The 17,894-nt window shown below is 65.0% G+C and carries 16 protein-coding genes; 15 read left to right on the top strand and 1 reads right to left on the bottom strand.

Going from position 1 to position 17,894, the window contains the following annotated elements; all coding sequences use genetic code 11:
* Positions 1–185: 185 nt before the first annotated feature.
* The 15 genes from hutI to RRX38_RS01505 all read left to right on the top strand — a co-directional run bounded on the left by hutI (position 186) and on the right by RRX38_RS01505 (position 17,393).
* Complete coding sequence (gene hutI, locus RRX38_RS01435) at positions 186–1,403, top strand: imidazolonepropionase (protein ID WP_315961192.1); 1,218 nt, start codon at positions 186–188, stop codon at positions 1,401–1,403.
* Positions 1,393–2,343, top strand: a complete 951-nt coding sequence (gene hutG / locus RRX38_RS01440; protein WP_315961193.1) for a formimidoylglutamase — start codon at positions 1,393–1,395, stop codon at positions 2,341–2,343. Before hutI ends, hutG begins: the two co-directional genes overlap by 11 nt.
* A 32-nt stretch (positions 2,344–2,375) precedes the next feature.
* Positions 2,376–4,046 carry a urocanate hydratase gene (hutU, locus tag RRX38_RS01445; RefSeq protein ID WP_315961194.1) on the top strand — a complete coding sequence of 557 codons (1,671 nt, stop codon included), beginning with the start codon at positions 2,376–2,378 and terminating at the stop codon, positions 4,044–4,046.
* Between the two features lie 3 nt (positions 4,047–4,049).
* Positions 4,050–5,582, top strand: a complete 1,533-nt coding sequence (hutH, locus tag RRX38_RS01450) for a histidine ammonia-lyase (RefSeq protein ID WP_315961195.1) — start codon at positions 4,050–4,052, stop codon at positions 5,580–5,582.
* A 177-nt stretch (positions 5,583–5,759) separates the two neighbouring features.
* Positions 5,760–6,473 (top strand): histidine utilization repressor, encoded by a 714-nt coding sequence (gene hutC / locus RRX38_RS01455; RefSeq protein WP_295470866.1) that lies wholly within the window; start codon positions 5,760–5,762, stop codon positions 6,471–6,473.
* Between the two features lie 101 nt (positions 6,474–6,574).
* Positions 6,575–8,302 carry a gamma-glutamyltransferase gene (gene ggt / locus RRX38_RS01460; protein ID WP_315961196.1) on the top strand — a complete coding sequence of 576 codons (1,728 nt, stop codon included), beginning with the start codon at positions 6,575–6,577 and terminating at the stop codon, positions 8,300–8,302.
* A gap of 370 nt (positions 8,303–8,672) precedes the next feature.
* Positions 8,673–9,593 carry a transcriptional regulator FeaR gene (gene feaR / locus RRX38_RS01465; RefSeq protein WP_315961197.1) on the top strand — a complete coding sequence of 307 codons (921 nt, stop codon included), beginning with the start codon at positions 8,673–8,675 and terminating at the stop codon, positions 9,591–9,593.
* Positions 9,594–9,684: 91 nt separating this feature from the next.
* Positions 9,685–11,172: an aldehyde dehydrogenase family protein gene (locus tag RRX38_RS01470; RefSeq protein WP_315961198.1), complete on the top strand. Its 1,488-nt coding sequence runs from the start codon at positions 9,685–9,687 to the stop codon at positions 11,170–11,172.
* A 503-nt stretch (positions 11,173–11,675) separates the two neighbouring features.
* Positions 11,676–12,848 carry an indole-3-acetate monooxygenase gene (gene iacA, locus RRX38_RS01475; protein WP_315961199.1) on the top strand — a complete coding sequence of 391 codons (1,173 nt, stop codon included), beginning with the start codon at positions 11,676–11,678 and terminating at the stop codon, positions 12,846–12,848.
* Between the two features lie 16 nt (positions 12,849–12,864).
* The gene (locus tag RRX38_RS01480; protein ID WP_315961200.1) at positions 12,865–13,227 is read left to right on the top strand and encodes an IacB protein; all 363 of its coding nucleotides are present in this window, start codon (positions 12,865–12,867) and stop codon (positions 13,225–13,227) included.
* Positions 13,228–13,243: 16 nt separating this feature from the next.
* Complete coding sequence (locus RRX38_RS01485) at positions 13,244–14,527, top strand: aromatic ring-hydroxylating dioxygenase subunit alpha (protein WP_315961201.1); 1,284 nt, start codon at positions 13,244–13,246, stop codon at positions 14,525–14,527.
* On the top strand, positions 14,527–15,003 hold the full coding sequence (locus RRX38_RS01490; protein ID WP_295471555.1) for an aromatic-ring-hydroxylating dioxygenase subunit beta: 477 nt from the start codon (positions 14,527–14,529) through the stop codon (positions 15,001–15,003). The genes RRX38_RS01485 and RRX38_RS01490 overlap by 1 nt, the downstream gene beginning before the upstream one ends.
* Positions 15,004–15,013: 10 nt before the next feature.
* Positions 15,014–15,754: an SDR family NAD(P)-dependent oxidoreductase gene (locus tag RRX38_RS01495; protein ID WP_295470854.1), complete on the top strand. Its 741-nt coding sequence runs from the start codon at positions 15,014–15,016 to the stop codon at positions 15,752–15,754.
* Between the two features lie 170 nt (positions 15,755–15,924).
* Entirely contained in the window at positions 15,925–16,884 is a 960-nt protein-coding gene (locus RRX38_RS01500) for a PDR/VanB family oxidoreductase (protein WP_315961202.1), read from the top strand.
* Positions 16,885–16,895: 11 nt separating this feature from the next.
* Positions 16,896–17,393: a flavin reductase gene (locus RRX38_RS01505; RefSeq protein WP_315961203.1), complete on the top strand. Its 498-nt coding sequence runs from the start codon at positions 16,896–16,898 to the stop codon at positions 17,391–17,393.
* A 9-nt stretch (positions 17,394–17,402) separates the two neighbouring features.
* On the opposite strand, the gene RRX38_RS01510 is transcribed toward RRX38_RS01505, so the two are convergent.
* Positions 17,403–17,879, bottom strand: coding sequence for a MarR family winged helix-turn-helix transcriptional regulator (locus tag RRX38_RS01510; protein ID WP_295471554.1), 477 nt, complete (start codon positions 17,877–17,879; stop codon positions 17,403–17,405).
* Between the last annotated feature and the right edge of the window lie 15 nt (positions 17,880–17,894).

Genomic DNA, 17,894 nt, shown 5'->3' on the forward strand with positions numbered 1-17,894 from the left:
CCGTGCAGTCACGGACCTGCTCTGCTCGCGCATGGCGCGGCGTCGCTGATCTTCTAATGTATATACAAATAGGGGCGATTCCGGATCCGCCCGTGCATTTGTTCGTCTGCATTGCAGAGTGGGGGTTGACCTAAGCCATTTCGCCGGGCTAAATGTATATACATTAAACAAGAAAGGCATGACAAATGCTCTCCAGCCCAAGCCAGCGCCTGCTCTGGCGCGACCTCACCCTGTTCGATGGCACCCGCCAGCTCGATGAACCCATGGCGGTCATGGTCGAAGGCGGGCGTATCGCGGGCGTCTGGACCGAACAGGCGTTCGATCCAGCCCTGGCAACGGGTGCCGTCGAAGCCGGGCGTGGCGGGGTGATGACCCCCGGTCTGGTGGATTGCCATACCCACCTGGTGTATGCCGGCGACCGCGCCCGCGAGTTCGAACAGCGCCTGCAGGGCGTCAGTTACGAGGAGATCGCCCGCAACGGCGGTGGCATTCTCAGCACCGTGCGCGCCACCCGCCAGGCCAGTGAAGAACAGCTGATCGAAGCCAGCCTGCCGCGCCTGGATGCCTTGCTCGCCGACGGCGTGACCTGCGTGGAAATCAAGTCTGGCTATGGGCTGACCCTGGAAGATGAACTGAAAATGCTGCATGTCGCCCGGCGCCTCGGCGAGCTGCGCCCGGTGCGGGTCGTCACCACCTTGCTGGGCGCGCATGCATTGCCGCCGGAGTACGCCGGCAATGCCGACGGCTACATTGACCTGGTCTGCACGGCGATGATCCCGGCCGCTGCCGAGCAGGGGCTGGCCGATGCGGTGGACGTATTCTGCGAAGGCATCGCCTTCTCCCCGGCGCAATGCGAGCGCGTCTTCCAGGCCGCCGCCGCCCATGGCCTGGCGATCAAGGCGCATGCCGAACAGCTCTCCAACCTCGGCGGCAGCGCCCTGGCCGCCCGTTATGGCGCACTGTCGGTCGACCATATCGAATACCTCGATGAAGCCGGCGTACAAGCCCTGGCGGCCGCAGGCACCGTGGCGGTGCTGCTGCCCGGCGCCTTCCACGTACTGCGCGAGACCCAGCAGCCGCCCATCGACCTGCTGCGCCGCCATGGCGTGCCCATCGCCGTGTCCAGCGACGCGAATCCCGGCACCTCGCCCATCTGCCTGCCGACGCTGATGGCCAACATGGCCTGCACCTTCTTCCGCCTGACCCCGATCGAGGCCCTGGCCGGGATGACCGCGCACGCTGCCCAGGCGCTGGGCCGCCGCGAGCTGGGCCGCATCGAGCCGGGCGCGCCGGCCGACCTGTGCCTGTGGGATATCCATCACCCGGCCGAACTGGCCTATGCCGTGCAGGCCGGGCGCCTGCGCCAGCGCGTTTTTGCAGGAGTCATCACCCATGATCGCTGATCGCCTGAACATGGACACCTGGGCCGGGCGCGTCGACCCCGAACCGGACAGCGCGCGCTGGCACCAGTGCATCCAGCCGTGGGCCGAAGCCGCCGCGCCGGGTGTGGCGCTGCTGGGCTTCGCCTGCGACGAAGGCGTGCGTCGCAACCAGGGCCGCACCGGCGCTGCAGGTGGCCCCCTGGCGATGCGCAAGGCGCTGGCCAGCCTGGCCTGGCACCGCGCGGCACCGGCCTGGGATGCCGGCGACATTCACTGCGAAGACGGCGACCTGGAAGCGGCGCAGCAACGTCTGGCGGCTGCCGTGAGCCGTCTGCTGAGCGACGGGCAGTTGCCCATCGTGCTTGGCGGTGGCCATGAGGTCGCGTTCGGCAGCTGGTCCGGCCTGGCCCGGCATTTCGAAGGGCAGGGTGCTGCGCCACGCATCGGCATCGTCAATTTCGACGCGCATTTCGACCTGCGCGACCACGCCACGGTGCGCTCGTCGGGCACGCCGTTCTCGCAGATCGCCGAGCAGTGCCGCCAGCGCGGCTGGACCTTCGACTACGCCTGCATCGGCGTCAGTCGCGCCAGCAATACGCGGGCGCTGTTCCAGCGCGCCGCCGAGCTGGGCGTGCTGGTCAGGGAAGATCATGAGATCCGCGAGTCCACGCTGCAGGTCATTGGCGATGAACTGCACTATTTCGCCCTGCGCTGCGATGCGCTGTATCTGACCATCGACATCGATGTGCTGCCAGCCAGCGAAGCGCCAGGTGTCAGTGCGCCAGCCGCGCGTGGTGTGCCCATTCATTTGCTCGAACCCCTGGTGCAGCGCCTACGCGATAGCGGCCGGCTGCGCCTGGTGGATCTTGCCGAGCTGAACCCTTCCTTCGATATCGACAACCACACCGCCAAGGCGGCGGCGCGGCTGATCCATACCCTCACGTTGACCACTCATTACTGAACAAGAACAACAACCTTCCCAGGGAGATTGCCATGACGACTTATCGTGACACCGTGATCCGCGCGCCTCGCGGTACTCAGCTCAATGCCAAGAGCTGGCTGACCGAAGCGCCGTTGCGCATGCTGATGAACAACCTCGACCCCGAGGTCGCCGAGAACCCCAAGGAGCTGGTGGTGTATGGCGGCATCGGCCGTGCCGCGCGCAACTGGGAGTGCTACGACAAGATCGTCGAGACCCTCAAGGAACTCAACGACGACGAAACCCTGCTGGTGCAGTCCGGCAAGCCGGTCGGCGTATTCAAGACCCACGCCAACGCGCCACGGGTGCTGATCGCCAACTCCAACCTGGTGCCGCACTGGGCCAGCTGGGAGCACTTCAACGAGCTGGATGCCAAGGGTCTGGCCATGTACGGGCAGATGACCGCCGGCAGCTGGATCTACATCGGCAGCCAGGGCATCGTGCAGGGCACTTATGAAACCTTCGTCGAGGCCGGCCGCCAGCACTACGGCGGCAACCTCAAGGGCCGCTGGGTGCTCACCGCCGGCCTTGGAGGAATGGGCGGTGCCCAGCCGCTGGCTGCGACCCTGGCGGGTGCCTGCTCGCTGAACATCGAGTGCCAGCAACAGAGTATCGACTTCCGCCTGCGCACCCGCTACGTCGACGAGCAGGCCAGTGACCTGGACGACGCCTTGGCGCGTATCGCCCGTTACACCGCCGAAGGCCAGGCGGTGTCCATCGCCCTGCATGGCAACGCAGCCGAAATCCTGCCTGAGCTGGTGCGGCGTGGCGTGCGCCCGGACATGGTCACCGACCAGACCAGCGCCCACGACCCGCTCAACGGCTACCTGCCGGTTGGCTGGAGCTGGGAACAGTACCGCGACCGCGCCAAGACCGACCCGGCGGCGGTCATCAAGGCGGCCAAGCAATCCATGGCCGTGCACGTGCAGGCGATGCTCGACTTCCAGAAGGCCGGCGTACCGACCTTCGACTACGGCAACAACATTCGCCAGATGGCCAAGGAAGAGGGCGTGGCCAATGCCTTCGATTTCCCGGGCTTCGTACCGGCCTACATCCGTCCGCTGTTCTGCCGTGGCATTGGCCCGTTCCGCTGGGCGGCGCTGTCCGGCGACCCGCAGGACATCTACAAGACCGACGCCAAGGTCAAGGAACTGATTCCCGACGACGCGCACCTGCATCGCTGGCTGGACATGGCCCGCGAACGCATCAGCTTCCAGGGGCTGCCGGCGCGTATCTGCTGGGTCGGCCTGGGCCTGCGTGCCAAGCTGGGCCTGGCCTTCAATGAAATGGTGCGTTCCGGCGAGTTGTCGGCGCCGGTGGTGATCGGCCGCGACCATCTGGACTCCGGCTCAGTGGCCAGCCCCAACCGTGAGACCGAAGCCATGCGCGACGGCTCCGACGCCGTATCCGACTGGCCGCTGCTCAACGCCCTGCTCAACACCGCTGGTGGCGCCACCTGGGTGTCGCTGCACCACGGCGGTGGCGTAGGGATGGGCTTTTCCCAGCATTCGGGTATGGTCATCGTCTGTGATGGCAGTGACGATGCCGCCGCGCGCATCGCCCGCGTGCTGACCAACGACCCGGGCACCGGGGTGATGCGCCATGCCGACGCCGGCTACCAGATTGCAATCGATTGTGCCCGTGAACAGGGCCTCAACCTGCCCATGATCGGCAAAGGAGCTTGATCCGTGACTGCCCTGATTCTCAAACCCGGCACCCTTGACCTGGCCCAGCTGCGCCAGGCCTACCAGCAGCCGCTGCGCCTGCAACTCGACCCGTCGGCGCACGCGGCCATTGATGCCAGTGTTGCCTGCGTGGAAAACATCCTCGCCGAAGGCCGCACCGCCTACGGCATCAACACCGGTTTCGGCCTGCTGGCCTCGACACGCATCGCCCCGGCCGACCTGGAAAAACTGCAACGCTCTCTGGTGCTCTCGCACGCCGCCGGCGTGGGCGAGGCGCTGGACGACGCCATGGTGCGGCTGATCATGCTGCTCAAGGTCAATAGCCTGGCCCGTGGCTTCTCGGCGATTCGCCGCAAGGTCATCGACGCGCTGATCGCCCTCATCAACGCCGAGGTCTATCCGCACATTCCGCTCAAGGGTTCGGTGGGTGCCTCTGGCGACCTGGCGCCCCTGGCGCACATGTCTCTGGTGCTGATAGGCGAGAGCAAGGCCCGTTACAAAGGCCAATGGCTGCCGGCCAGCGAAGCCCTGGCCGTCGCCGGCCTGGAGCCGCTGACCCTGGCCGCCAAGGAAGGCCTGGCGCTGCTCAACGGCACCCAGGCGTCCACCGCCTATGCCCTGCGTGGCCTGTTCGAGGCGGAAGACCTGTTCGCTGCCGCCACGGTCTGCGGTGGCCTGAGCGTCGAAGCCATGCTCGGTTCGCGGGCGCCGTTCGATGCGCGCATCCACGCCGCACGTGGCCAGCGCGGCCAGATCGACGTGGCGGCGGCGTACCGCGAGCTGTTGACTGAAAGCAGCGAAGTATCGCGCTCCCACGCCAACTGCGACAAGGTCCAGGACCCTTACTCGCTGCGCTGCCAGCCGCAGGTCATGGGCGCCTGCCTGACCCAGCTGCGTCAGGCTGCCGAGGTGCTGGAGGTGGAGTCCAATGCGGTGTCCGACAACCCGCTGGTGTTCGCCGAGCAGGGTGACGTGATCTCGGGTGGCAACTTCCACGCCGAGCCGGTGGCCATGGCTGCCGACAACATTGCCCTGGCCGTGGCCGAAATCGGCGCGCTGTCGGAGCGGCGCATCTCGCTGATGATGGACCGTCACATGTCGCAGCTGCCGCCGTTCCTGGTCGAAAACGGCGGGGTCAATTCCGGCTTCATGATCGCCCAGGTCACCGCCGCCGCCCTGGCCAGCGACAACAAGGCCCTGGCCCATCCGCACAGCGTCGACAGCCTGCCGACCTCGGCCAACCAGGAAGACCACGTGTCCATGGCGCCTAACGCTGGCAAGCGGTTGTGGAGCATGGCTGAAAACGTGCGCGGCATTCTCGCCATCGAATGGCTGGGCGCCTGTCAGGGCCTGGACTTCCGCCATGGCCTGAAAAGCTCGCAGAAGCTGGAACAGGCCCGCAGCCTGCTGCGCGCCGAGGTGCCGTACTACCAGGAAGACCGCTTCTTCGCCCCGGACATCGAGGCTGCCAGCGCCCTGTTGGCCAGCGGTTGCCTCAATGCGCTGATACCCGCGCGTCTGCTGCCAAGCCTCTGAGCCTTCATCCTCGATACGGTCGCCTGCTGCCGGGCGACCCTTCAGGGTGCTTTGATCCCCAACGCCGGGAGGTCGACATGCCGATCCCTGTGCCAGCAGGCGCCATTGAGCTGTGGCAAGGTAGGGGGCGCGGGTTATCATACGACTCTTTGCGCTGACAAATCTCATGGAGAACCGGTGAGCAGCCCGACGCCCCCGCGCTACAAGATGATCGAAGAGTTTCTGCTGACGCGCATCCGCAACGGCGACTACCCGGTCAATCACCAGATCCCTCCGGAAGAACAACTGGCGCGTGACTTTTCCGTCAGCCGCATGACCGCCAACAAGGCGATCAACAACCTGGTGCAGCAGGGTTATCTGGTGCGCCAGGCCGGGTTGGGCACCTTCGTCACCGACCTGCGTGCCGAATCGTCGCTGCAGGAAGTGATGAACATAGCCGAAGAGGTGCGTGCCCGCGGCCATCAGTACTCCAATGATGTGCTGCGCAGCGAGGCCGTCGCCGCCGATGACGAGGTGGCGCTGCGCCTGGGGCTGCGCATTGGTTCGCCGGTGTTCCACAGCATTCTGGTGCATCGCGAGAACGGCCTGCCGATCCAGCTCGAAGACCGCTACGTCAACCCGCGCTGGGTGCCGCATTACCTGGCCAGCGATTTCTCCCGACAGACGCCCAACGAGGTCTTGGTCGCCAACTGCCCGATCAGCGACATCGAACATGTGGTCGAGGCCATCCACGCCGACGCGCAGACCGCTCGCTGGCTGGAAATCGAGCCTGGTGCGGCGTGCCTGTGCATGGTGCGGCGTACCTGGTCCAGCGAGAACCTGGTCAGCTACGTGCGCCTGACCCACCCCGGCGAGCGCTACAAGCTGCGCTCCACCACCCGCCATCGCTGAAACCGTCCGGCTTCGCTGCGATTTGCCGCTATCCTTCTTCAGGCCGCGTGCCATACCTGGCAGCGGCCCATAACCAGAATATCGAAGAAGGACGCTGGCCCATGATCTACCGCAAGTTCGCTGCGCTGCTCGCAGTCTCCGCCTGTTTCGTGCATACCCCTTTGTCGCTCGCCGCCTCGGTGGCCCCGGTGGCCGCCGAGAACGGCATGGTGGTCACCGCCCAGCACTTGGCGAGCCACGTGGGTGTGGATGTGCTCAAGGCCGGCGGTAACGCCGTGGATGCCGCCGTGGCGGTGGGCTACGCGCTGGCGGTGGTGTATCCGGCGGCGGGCAACCTGGGGGGTGGCGGCTTCATGACCATCCAGATGGCCGATGGCAAGAAGACCTTCCTCGACTTCCGCGAGAAGGCGCCGCTGGCGGCCACCGCAGACATGTACCTGGACAAGGACGGCAAGGTGGTCCCCGACCTGAGTTCCAGGGGCCACCTGGCGGTGGCGGTGCCCGGCACCGTGTCCGGCATGGAATATGCCCTGAGCAAGTACGGCAGCAAGCCGCGCGCCGAGATGATCGCCCCGGCTGTGAAACTCGCCGAGGAGGGCTTCGTGCTGGAGCAGGGTGATGTCGACCTGCTGTGGACCGCCACTGAGGAATTCAAGAAGGACATCAAGGACTCCGGGGCGATTTTCCTGTCCGACGGCAAGCCGATGCAGGTCGGCGACCGGCTGGTGCAGAAGGACCTGGCGCGCACCCTGCGGGAGATTTCCAGCAAGGGCGAAGACGGCTTCTACAAGGGTTGGGTCGCCGAGGCGATTGTCAGCTCCAGCCAGGCAGGCAAGGGCATCATCACCCAGGCCGATCTCGACCGCTACAAGACCCGGGAATTGGCGCCGGTGGAGTGCGACTACCGGGGCTACCACGTGGTTTCCGCGCCGCCACCCAGCTCTGGCGGGGTGGTGATCTGCCAGATCCTCAATATCCTCGAAGGCTACCCGATGAAGGACCTGGGCTTCCGTTCGGCGCAGGGCATGCACTACCAGATCGAAGCCATGCGCCACGCCTACGTGGACCGCAACAGCTACCTGGGTGACCCGGATTTCGTCAAGAACCCGGTCGAGCGCCTGCTCGACAAACAGTACGCGGCCAAGCTGCGCGAGGCCATCGACCCGCACAAGGCGGCGGTGTCCAAGGACCTGGCACCCGGCGTTGCACCGCACGAAGGCAACAACACCACGCACTATTCGATCATCGATAAGTGGGGCAATGCGGTGTCGGTGACCTATACCCTCAACGAATGGTTCGGTGCCGGGGTCATGGCCAGCAGCACCGGCGTGCTGCTCAACGACGAAATGGACGATTTCACGTCCAAGGTCGGCGTACCGAACATGTACGGCCTGGTGCAGGGTGAGGCCAACGCCATCGCGCCCGGCAAGACGCCGCTGTCGTCGATGAGCCCGACCATCGTCACCAAGGACGGCAAGACCGTCATGGTGGTCGGCACGCCCGGCGGCAGCCGGATCATCACCGCGACCCTGCTGACCATGCTCAACGTCATCGACTACGGCATGAACATTCAGGAAGCGGTGGACGCGCCGCGTTTCCATCAGCAGTGGCTGCCGGAAGAAACCAACGTCGATAACTTCGGTATCAGCCCCGACACGCGCAAGATCCTCGAAAGCTGGGGGCACAAGTTCGCCGGCCCGCAACCGCTGAACCACCTGGCGGCGATCCTGGTCGGAGCGCCGTCGCTGGATGGCAAGCCGGTGGGCAACAACCGCTACTACGGTGCCAATGATCCACGGCGCAACACCGGCTTGTCGCTGGGCTACTGAGCGAGTCGTCCAGGCTGCCGGGAACGGTTTCAGTCGCGAAGCGGTTTGCCAGTAACAGGTCTCTTCGCGGCGAAAGCCACTACTGTTCGCTTAAGCGGCATGTGGCCCGGTGGGAGCGGCTTTAGCCGCGAAAGCGCCAGGAAACTCACTGCACCTTTTGTGAACAAGCGGTCGCTTCGCGGCTGAAGCCGCTCCTACCCGGCCTGACCGACCAATATTGCGGCTAAACCCAATACAGGTCAGTTAGGCCCTGGGAGCAAGCCGAGAGCCGCCAAGCCAGCTGTGCAGGGCAGGGGAATGTCGTTATAGTCGCCGATAAAAATCACGTGAAAAGTGTGCTTTATAGCCACGCGTGCATGGGAGGTGATCGATGACGGCGCAGGCGCTGGTGAAGTGGAACCATGACGTGCAGGCCATCTGTGGCCGTTTCGAAACCCGCTACGAACACCATCCCGCCCTGTTCATCGGCGAGATGCAGCGCGTGCTGCTCGGCACCACGGCGGTGGCCTTCATCCGCAGCAACGCTCACAGCATCGCCAAGCCGGCTCGGGTGCGCGGGCAGGCAACTGACCCGCATTGCTTCCTGGTCTTGCAACAGCAGGGCCAGATGACCATCGAGGCCGGCGAGCAGGTGCTGGACATGCGCGAAGGCGACCTGGCGCTGCTGGACTCCGCAACCGCCTTGCGCATGACCCCGCGCGGGCTGTTTTCCCATGTATCCATCCATCTGCCGCGCGCCGCCTTGCGCCATGTCGGCCCGTCGGCCTACGGCAAGCTGATGACCACGGGACTGTGCGGGCAGTTGCTGAGCAATCTGGTACGTCAGGTGGCCGGTGACCAGTTGCGCCACTGGAGCTGCGCAGCCGATGGCCAGGGGCTGCAGAACGCAGTGCTGGCTCTGCTCGAACCGGTGCTGAACTATCCCAGGGCAGAGCAGCCCGGCAACCTGCAGCGGCGCGAGATCGAAGCATTGATCCAGCAGAAACTGTCCAGCACACGCCTGAGCCCGGCGCACCTGGCCGATGAACTGCGGGTTTCGGTACGCCACCTGTACCGCCTGTTCGATGCCGAGGGCGATAGCCTGTGCCGCTACATCCATCGCCAGCGCCTGCTCAAGGCCGCCACCGACCTGCGTGACCCGGCCTGCGCCCATCGCTCGATCACCGACATCGGCATCGCCTGGGGTTTCGCCGACTCGGCGCATTTCTCCAAGGCCTTCAAGAAATACGCCGGTCATTCGCCGCGTGACTATCGCACCTTGCATCGGCGGCAGGGGCAGGGCGGTCACTGAAGTACAAGCGCCTGGCGTGCCCTGACAAGTTCGCCAGGCCGCCGCGCACCTACCCTAGGCGGGTCATCCTGTTCCTGCCTTGAGGTGCCCCATGAGTGAAGTACAACTGCTGCCCCGCGTCCGCGAATTCCTCGCCGGGCCGCTGGGCAGTTTCGTCGACGGCCAATATCAGGTCGAACCCGAGGCGCAGGCCTTCGAGGTGGTCAACCCCTCCGACGCCGAGGTCATCGCCCGCGTCGCCGAGGCCAGTGAGGCCCTGATCCAGCGTGCGGTGGCCGCCGCGCACGCCAGCTTCCACGGCAGCTGGGGCGCTACCAGCCCTTATGCACGTGGCGTGGCGCTCAATCGCCTGGCCGACCTGATCGAGGCCAACAGTGAAGAGCTGGCGCAGCTGGAGTCGGTATCGTCGGGCAAGTCGATTCACCTGAGCCGCCACCTGGAGCTGGCGCAGAGCGTGGTGTTCCTGCGCTACTTCGCTGGTTGGGCGACCAAGATCAATGGCGAGACCATGACCCCGTCGCTGCCGTCCATGCACGGCGAGCAGTACACCGCGTTCACCCGTCGTGAGGCGGTCGGCGTGGTGGCCGGCATCACGCCGTGGAATTTCTCGCTGATGATCGGTGTCTGGAAGATCGCCTCGGCACTCACCTGTGGCTGCACCATCGTGATCAAACCCAGCGAATTCACGCCGCTGTCGCTGCTGCGTGTCGCCGAGCTGGCGGTGCAGGCGGGCATTCCCGCCGGCACGCTGAACGTCGTCAATGGCCGTGGCCGGGTAGGTCAGCAACTGATCGACCACCCTCAGGTGCGCAAAGTGTCGTTCACCGGCTCGGTGCCCACCGGTGTGGCGGTCGGCAAGGCCGCTATGAACGCCAACCTGACCCGCGTGACCCTGGAGCTGGGCGGCAAGAACCCGGCGGCGCTTCTCGCCGACATCGACGTCGAAGCAGCGGTGGAGGGCATCCTGCCCGCGACCTTCACCCACCAGGGGCAGATCTGCGCGGCGCCGGAACGTCTTTACGTGCATCGCAGCAAGCTGCAGGCCGTGTGCGATGCCCTCAAAGCGCGCCTGACCGGCCTGCGCGCCGGGAACGCTCTGGATGAAAGCGCGCAATTCGGGCCGCTGGCCAACAAGACGCACTACGAAAAAATCCTCGGCTGTTTCTCCACTGCCCAGGCTCGCCAGCAGGTGCTGTGCGGCGCCCGGGCATTGCCGGGGCCGGGCTACTTCGTCGAACCCACGCTGCTGCTGGCCCAGGGCGCCGACGACCCGTTCCTCAAGGATGAACACTTCGGCCCGATCCTGTGCATCCTGCCGTTCGACGATGACGAAGAACTGGTGCGACTGATGAACGACTCGCCGTTCGGCCTGGGCGCGAGCCTGTGGACCAATGACCTGTCCAAGGCGTTGCGCCTGATTCCGCGCATCGAGGCCGGTACCCTGTGGGTCAACATGCACACCTTTCTCGACCCGGCGGTGCCCTTTGGCGGCATGAAAGGCTCGGGGGTCGGTCGTGAATTCGGCAGTGCCTTCATCGAGGATTACACCGAACTGAAGTCGGTGATGATCCGCTTCTGAATTGCACCCTGTTGTTTGAACGGCGCCCTGCGGGGCGCCGTTTGCATTTGTGTGCGGTGCTGCCGATGAGGCGGGTTGCGCTTCGCAGGTGGGTGCGAAACTCGAAATCCTGCACGGGTTTTGTGCGTTTATCGGATGTTTTTAAGTTCTTTTTGATCTTTGTGTGATGAATCATCACCGTTCTGGCTATTGCTTAAATCTCCAGGATTTTCTCTGGATTGAGATAAAAGCCTTTTTAATCAATGGCATGAAGATTCCTTGTGGCCTGCCGGGCACGCTTGTGTAAGGAGAAACTGTCGGAAAATTACAATGAATATTCAATTGACTATTCACGTAATTTGGACAGAATTCGACTCAACGGCACCCACAAGAACAAAGGTCATCACCATGCCGAATCATCCTGCTGTTCCCCGCTGCGGGGCGCGTCTTCCAGGCGACGTCCGGCCAGCGCGATTCCTTTCCTGCCTGCCCATTTCCTTCGTGACTGATGACGGAGAGTCGTTATGAATCCGCTTCGCGTGTCGGACGCAGATGCTGCGTCTTCGCTTTCCTCGGGCCCTGGCTTCGAAGCGTTGCTCGAAGGGGTGCGTGCCCGCGCCCGCCTTGGTGAGTTTGACCGGCAACGGCATATTTCCCGCGATGTGATCGACGCGTTCAAGGCCCATGGCGTCTACCGTGCCCTGGTGCCACGCCGCTTTGGCGGGTTGGAATGCTCGCCGGGCCAGTTCTGCGAAATGATCGAGCGCATCGCCCATGCCGATGGCTCCGCCGGTTGGGTCGCCAGTTTCGGCATGAGCCCGGTCTACCTGGCCGCGCTGCCGCTGCAAACCTTGGCCAAGGTCTACGCCAACGGCCCGGACACGGTGTTCGCTGGTGGCATCTTCCCACCACAGCCCGCCGAGGCGGTGCCCGGTGGCTTCCGGGTCAAGGGCCGCTGGAAATACTCCAGCGGCTCGCTGGGTGCCGACATCGTCGGCGTGGGCATCGCCCCGCGCAGCGGTGACAAGCTCGACCTGCCGCGCCTGGCCGTGCTGCCGCGCAGCCAGGTACGCATCGATGAAACCTGGGACACCGTCGGCCTGCTCGGCACCGGCAGCCATGACCTGGTGATCGAGGATGTCGTAGTGGCCGAGGAGTGGACCTTCATTCGCGGCGGCAAGCCCAACCTCGACGAGCCGTTCTTCCGCTACCCGTCACTGTCGTTCGCCACCCAGGTGCTGTCGGTGGTCGGCCTGGGCGTGGCGCGGGCGGCGCTGGACGAGCTGTCGGGCATGGCCAGCGGCCGCATTTCAGTCACCGGCGCACCGGCGCTGGCCGACCGTCCGCTGGCCCAGGTTGACATCGCCAAGTCCGAGGCCAGCCTGCGTGCGGCGCGGGCGTTCTTCTACGAGTCCATCGACCAGGCCTGGCAGCACGTGCTGGCTGGCGACCCGGTGCCCGCCGAGGCAGTGAACCTGCTGCGCCTGTCGTCGACCCATGCCAGCCGCGTGGCTGCCGAGGTCGCACGCAGCGCGCAGATGCTCTCGGGCATGAGCGGCATCTACAACGACAGCCCGCTGGCGCGTTGCGTCAATGACGCGCAAGTGGTCACCCAGCACGCCTTCATGGGCGACGTCACCTACCAGAACGCCGGAGCCATGTTCTTCGGCAAACAGCCCCTGCCGGGCTACCTCTGATCACGGAGCCACCGAGATGAGCCAAAACAAACCCCTGCGCGTGCTGTTCTGCATGGGCATCAACCAGAACTTCTTCGACGCCGTGCGCGAAGAGCAACTGCAGGTCTGGGCGGCCTTCAGCCAGATGTGGAACGGCATTCACGACCTGCCCGGTGTGACGGTGCTGGGCAACATGGACGACGACCAGGCGATGGTCGGCCCGTCCGACGGCTTTCCCTGGACTACCTACCTGCTCGCCGACGTACCGGACATCCAGACCGTGCACGCGGCCTGCAACCTGTTCCGCACCACCGCCGTGGGTGAGGGGCCTTACAAGCTGTGGCGTTACGCCAAGGTCGAGGCCCGCGTCGGCCGCGAACTGATCATCCAGCGCGCCTGAGTGAGAGGACTGTCCCGTGAGCAATCTGATTCCCGCCGTGAACCTGGCGGTCGACCTTGCCGAGCTGGTGCAGGCCGACCGTGTGCATACCTCGCTGTACAACGACCCGGCGCTGTTCGACGCCGAGCTGCAGAAGATCTTCTACAGCACCTGGGTGTGGGTGGCCCACGAAAGCGAGATACCTGAATCCGGCAGCTACAAGACCACCTACATCGGCAAGCAGCCGGTGATCGTGGTGCGTGACCGCAAGAAGGACGTGCATGTGCTGCTCAACCGCTGCCGTCATCGCGGCGCAACGGTGTGCGAGCACAAGAAGGGCAAGACCCAAAGCTTCGTCTGCCCCTACCACGGCTGGGGCTATGCGCTGGACGGCTCGCTGCGCGGCATTCCGCACCCGGAAAGCTACGCCGACTGCCTGGACAAGAGCGAGCTGCCACTGGTCAGCCTGCGCGTGGAAAGCTACGCCGGGATGATCTTCGCCACCTTCAAGGACGACATCCAGCCGCTGGTGGACTTCCTCGGTCCGGCGAAGAAGTGGATGGACCTGTTCATGAAGCAGGGCGCCGGCTACGGCATCAAGGTGCCCGGCGAGCATCGCTTCCGCTTCCCTGGCAACTGGAAGATCCAGCTGGAGAACACCACCGACGCCTACCACTTCCCGCTGGTGCACAAGAGCTTCCTGTCGTCGGTGGATGAACAGACCCTGGAGCTGTTCGATTTCGTCAAAGGTCCGGGCTACGTGGAGGACCTGGGCAACGGCCACAGCGTGATGGTGATGATCCCCGACCTGATCGACCTGGAAGCCGATCTGGACAAGCCGATTCCCGAGCGCTTCGAGGGCCTGGCCGCCGAATTGCGCGACGAAGGCATCGACGACCAGCAGGTACGGCGCATCGTGCGGGCCGTGGGCGGCACCGGCTTCAACCTCAACCTGTTCCCCAACATCGCCTGTTCCATGGCTTTTTTCCGCGTGTTGCAACCGATCTCGGTGCACGAGACCGAGATCCACCACTCGGTGATCACCATGGACGGCGGCCCGGCCGTGGCCAACCGCTACCGCCTGCGCCTGCACGAGCACTTCCAGGGGCCGATGGGCTTCGGTACGCCGGACGATTCCGAGGCCTGGGAGCGCGTGCAGAAGGGCGCCCAGGCTGGCGAAGACCTGTGGATCATGCTCAACCGCGGCCTGCCCGGCGAGCGCCCCAGCGAAGATGGCCTGGTGTCTGACGTAAGTGCCGAAACCGGTATGCGCGCGGCTTACCAGCAGTGGAAGAAGATGATGACCGCGGAGGCCAAATGATGAAGCTCGATCTGTTCAACGAAGTCACCGCGTTCATTTGGGAAGAAGGCGACATGCTCGACCACGGCGAGTACGACAGCTGGCTGAACCTGTGGACCGAGCAAGGGACCTACATCATCCCGATCGACCCGAAGCAAACCGACTACGAAAACACGCTGAACTACGCCTATGACGACCACCACATGCGCGGCCTGCGCGTGCAGCGGCTGATCGGCGGCGAGTCGATTTCCACCAGTCCGCAGCCGCGCACGGTGCGCACCCTCTCGCGAATTCGCGTGCTCGGTGACGACGGCGTCAACGTCACCGTGCGCGCCGCGCAGAACATCCGCGAGTTCCGCAAGGAAAGCCTCAAGCACTACAGCGCCGACCTGACCTACTCACTGGTACGCGCCGAGGGCGGTTTCAAGATTCACCGCAAGGTGATCAGCCTGATCAACAGCGACGATACCCTCGCCGGTATCGGCTACATCCTCTGAGGGCCGAACCATGAGCCATGTCGCATTGGTAACCGGTGCGGGCCAGGGGCTGGGGCAGCGTTTCGCTGCCCGGTTGCTGGCCGCCGGCTACAAGGTGGTGATCAGCGACCGCAGCCTGGAGGCCGCGCAGGCTGCCGCCCGGTCGCTGGACGCGGGCGCAGAGCGGGTGTTGGCGGTGGCGTTGGATGTGGGCGAGAAAACCCACTTCGAAGCCGCCCTGGCCGCCACCCTGGAACGCTTCGGTGCCCTGCATGTGCTGGTCAACAACGCCGCCGTGACCAAGACCACGCCGCTGCTGCAGATTTCCCCGCAAGAGTTCGACGCCGTAGTGGGCCTGAACCTGCGCAGCGTGTTCCTTGGCTGCCAGGTGCTGGGCGCACACATGGCCCAAGCCGGCTACGGGCGGATCATCAACATGGCCTCGCTGGCCGGGCAGAACGGCGGCACCGCCACCGGCGCGCACTACGCCGCGAGCAAGGGCGCCATCGTGACCCTGACCAAGATCTTCGCCAAGGAATTCGCTGCCCGTGGCGTCACGGTCAACGCCATCGCGCCCGGTCCGATCGACTCGCCGGCGGTGCATGCCGCGGTGCCGGCCGAGCGTATGGACGGGCTGCTGGCGAATATTCCGGTGCGCCGCCTGGGGGATGCGGATTTCCTCGGTGACCTGATCGTCCAGCTGGCGCGCCCCGAAGCCTACTTCACCACCGGGGCGACCTGGGACGTGAATGGCGGGCTGTTCATGCGCTGAACCTATCCACCGGGCGACGGCCGCCGTCGCCTTTGAACTCAATGCTGTTCGCCTTGGTCGCGGTGACCGGCAGGAGCGGCCTGAGCCGCGAAAAGCTTCGCGGTTCAAGCCGGTCCCACAGGATGAACCGAACAGTATTGCCCCTAGCCGAACGTGCAGAGTGACCTGCCATGAATGAACAATTACTAGAAGTGGTCGTGCGCAAGCGTGACCTGCAGGGTGACGCCGTGGTCGTGCTTGACCTGGCCCAGGCCGACGGCTCGCTCTTGCCGGCCTTCGAGGCCGGCGCCCATGTCGATATCCATATCGCTCCAGACCTGATCCGCCAGTACTCGCTGTGCAGTGACCCGGCCGATCTGCGCACCTACCGCCTGGGGGTGCTCAAGGACCCGGCGTCGCGCGGCGGGTCCGTCGGTGTACACCAGACGTTGCTCGAAGGCCGCCCGGTACGCATCAGCGCGCCGCGCAACCTGTTTCCCCTGGCACCCGCGGCGCGGCGCTCGATCCTCCTCGGCGGTGGTATCGGTATCACGCCGATGATCGCCATGGCGCATGCCCTGCATCGCCAGGGCGCCGATTTCGAGCTGCACTACTGCGGGCGTTCACGCCGCCACAGCGCCTTTCTCGAGGCCTTGCGCGAAGCGCCTTTCGCGGCACGGGTGGTCACCCATTTCGATGACGAGGACGCCGCGCAGCGCCTGGACCTGCCCGCGGTGCTGGGGCCGGGTGAGGCCGGCGTGCATGTGTACACCTGCGGTCCGTCCGGCTTCATGGACTGGGTGATTGCCGGTGCCCGTCAGCAGGGCTACGCCGAGGACCACATCCACAAGGAGTACTTCCAGGTCGAGGTCGACGCCAGCGGCGCCAGCTTCGAGGTGGTCGCTGCGCGCAGCGGCAAGCAGGTGCAGGTCGCCGAAGGGCAGAGCATCGCCGAGGCCCTGAAGAGCATCGGCATCAAGGTGGCCATGTCCTGCGAGCAGGGCGCCTGCGGCACCTGCCTGTGCGAGGTGCTCGAAGGCGAGCCTGACCACCGTGACCACTACCTGACCGACGACGAGAAGGCGGCCAACGAACAGATCCTGCTGTGCTGTTCCCGGGCCCGATCCACCAGGCTGGTCCTGGATATCTGAGGAGAACGACCATGGTCGACGTAAACAGTTTTCGCAATGCAATGGCCATGCTCGGTGGCGCGGTTTCGGTGATCACCACCGACGGCCCGGCGGGTCGCTGCGGGTTCACCGCTTCCGCCGTGTGCAGTGTCACCGATTCACCGCCCACCCTGCTGGTGTGCATGAACCGCGCCTCGCAATCCAACGCGCAGTTCAAGGCCAACGGCATCTTGTGCGTCAACGTGCTGGCTGCCAGTCACCAGGCGTTGTCCGGCGCGTTCGCCAACAAGCAGCTCAGCCCCGAGGCGCGCTTCGCCGAAGCGTCCTGGACCACCCTGGAAAGCGGTGCGCCGGTGATGCTCGATGCCCTGGTGAATTTCGACTGCCGCATCGCCCAGGTCCACGAGGTGGGTTCGCATAGCATCTTCTACTGCGAGATCCAGGACATCCGCCACGGCGGCGCGGAAGACGGGCTGGTGTATTTCAACCGTGCCTATCACCGCCTGGGCGAGGCTTCCAAAGCCTGCTGAGCGACGGATTCAGAATGTCTCGAGGTTGTGGAACACCGTCTCCAGCAGCCCGTTGAGGCGTTCGATCTGCGCCTTGGTCAGGCCGGCGAAGCTGCGTTCGAACAGGGCGTGGGTCACGTCCTGCATGCGCTCGATGGTGGCCAGGCCGGCCGGAGTGATGCTCACCTGGGTCACCCGGCCATCCTCGGCGCTGGGCGCGGTGTCCACCAGGCCGTCGTCCTTCATGCGGTAGACGATCTTGGTGGTGGTGGAGAGTTTGGCGATGGCGTGGGTAGAGATTTCGGAAATGCTCGACTGGCCGTTCTCGCTGAGGATCCACAGCACCCGCCAGCGCGGTACGTCGAGGTCGACGCGCTTGAGCAGGCGCTCCATGTTCTGGTTGTAACGACCGTGGACGCGGGCCAGCCAGTAGAAAGGGAAGTCTTCCTTGCGGAACTCCGCACTGGAGGGGTCGTAGCGGTGCTTGAGCTTCTTGGGTGGGTTCATGAGGTTCGGCAGGCA

Source organism: Pseudomonas sp. DTU_2021_1001937_2_SI_NGA_ILE_001, from assembly GCF_032463525.1.
Lineage (GTDB): Bacteria > Pseudomonadota > Gammaproteobacteria > Pseudomonadales > Pseudomonadaceae > Aquipseudomonas.

What these genes read in the sequence shown, in the direction of transcription:
- hutI (WP_315961192.1), top strand. Translation starts at nt 186, where the DNA reads ATGCTCTCCAGCCCAAGCCAGCGCCTGCTCTGGCGCGACCTCACCCTG.
- hutG (WP_315961193.1), top strand. Translation starts at nt 1,393, where the DNA reads ATGATCGCTGATCGCCTGAACATGGACACCTGGGCCGGGCGCGTCGAC.
- hutU (WP_315961194.1), top strand. Translation starts at nt 2,376, where the DNA reads ATGACGACTTATCGTGACACCGTGATCCGCGCGCCTCGCGGTACTCAG.
- ggt (WP_315961196.1), top strand. Translation starts at nt 6,575, where the DNA reads ATGATCTACCGCAAGTTCGCTGCGCTGCTCGCAGTCTCCGCCTGTTTC.
- feaR (WP_315961197.1), top strand. Translation starts at nt 8,673, where the DNA reads ATGACGGCGCAGGCGCTGGTGAAGTGGAACCATGACGTGCAGGCCATC.
- RRX38_RS01470 (WP_315961198.1), top strand. Translation starts at nt 9,685, where the DNA reads ATGAGTGAAGTACAACTGCTGCCCCGCGTCCGCGAATTCCTCGCCGGG.
- iacA (WP_315961199.1), top strand. Translation starts at nt 11,676, where the DNA reads ATGAATCCGCTTCGCGTGTCGGACGCAGATGCTGCGTCTTCGCTTTCC.
- RRX38_RS01480 (WP_315961200.1), top strand. Translation starts at nt 12,865, where the DNA reads ATGAGCCAAAACAAACCCCTGCGCGTGCTGTTCTGCATGGGCATCAAC.
- RRX38_RS01490 (WP_295471555.1), top strand. Translation starts at nt 14,527, where the DNA reads ATGAAGCTCGATCTGTTCAACGAAGTCACCGCGTTCATTTGGGAAGAA.
- RRX38_RS01495 (WP_295470854.1), top strand. Translation starts at nt 15,014, where the DNA reads ATGAGCCATGTCGCATTGGTAACCGGTGCGGGCCAGGGGCTGGGGCAG.
- RRX38_RS01500 (WP_315961202.1), top strand. Translation starts at nt 15,925, where the DNA reads ATGAATGAACAATTACTAGAAGTGGTCGTGCGCAAGCGTGACCTGCAG.
- RRX38_RS01505 (WP_315961203.1), top strand. Translation starts at nt 16,896, where the DNA reads ATGGTCGACGTAAACAGTTTTCGCAATGCAATGGCCATGCTCGGTGGC.
- RRX38_RS01510 (WP_295471554.1), bottom strand. Translation starts at nt 17,879, where the DNA reads ATGAACCCACCCAAGAAGCTCAAGCACCGCTACGACCCCTCCAGTGCG.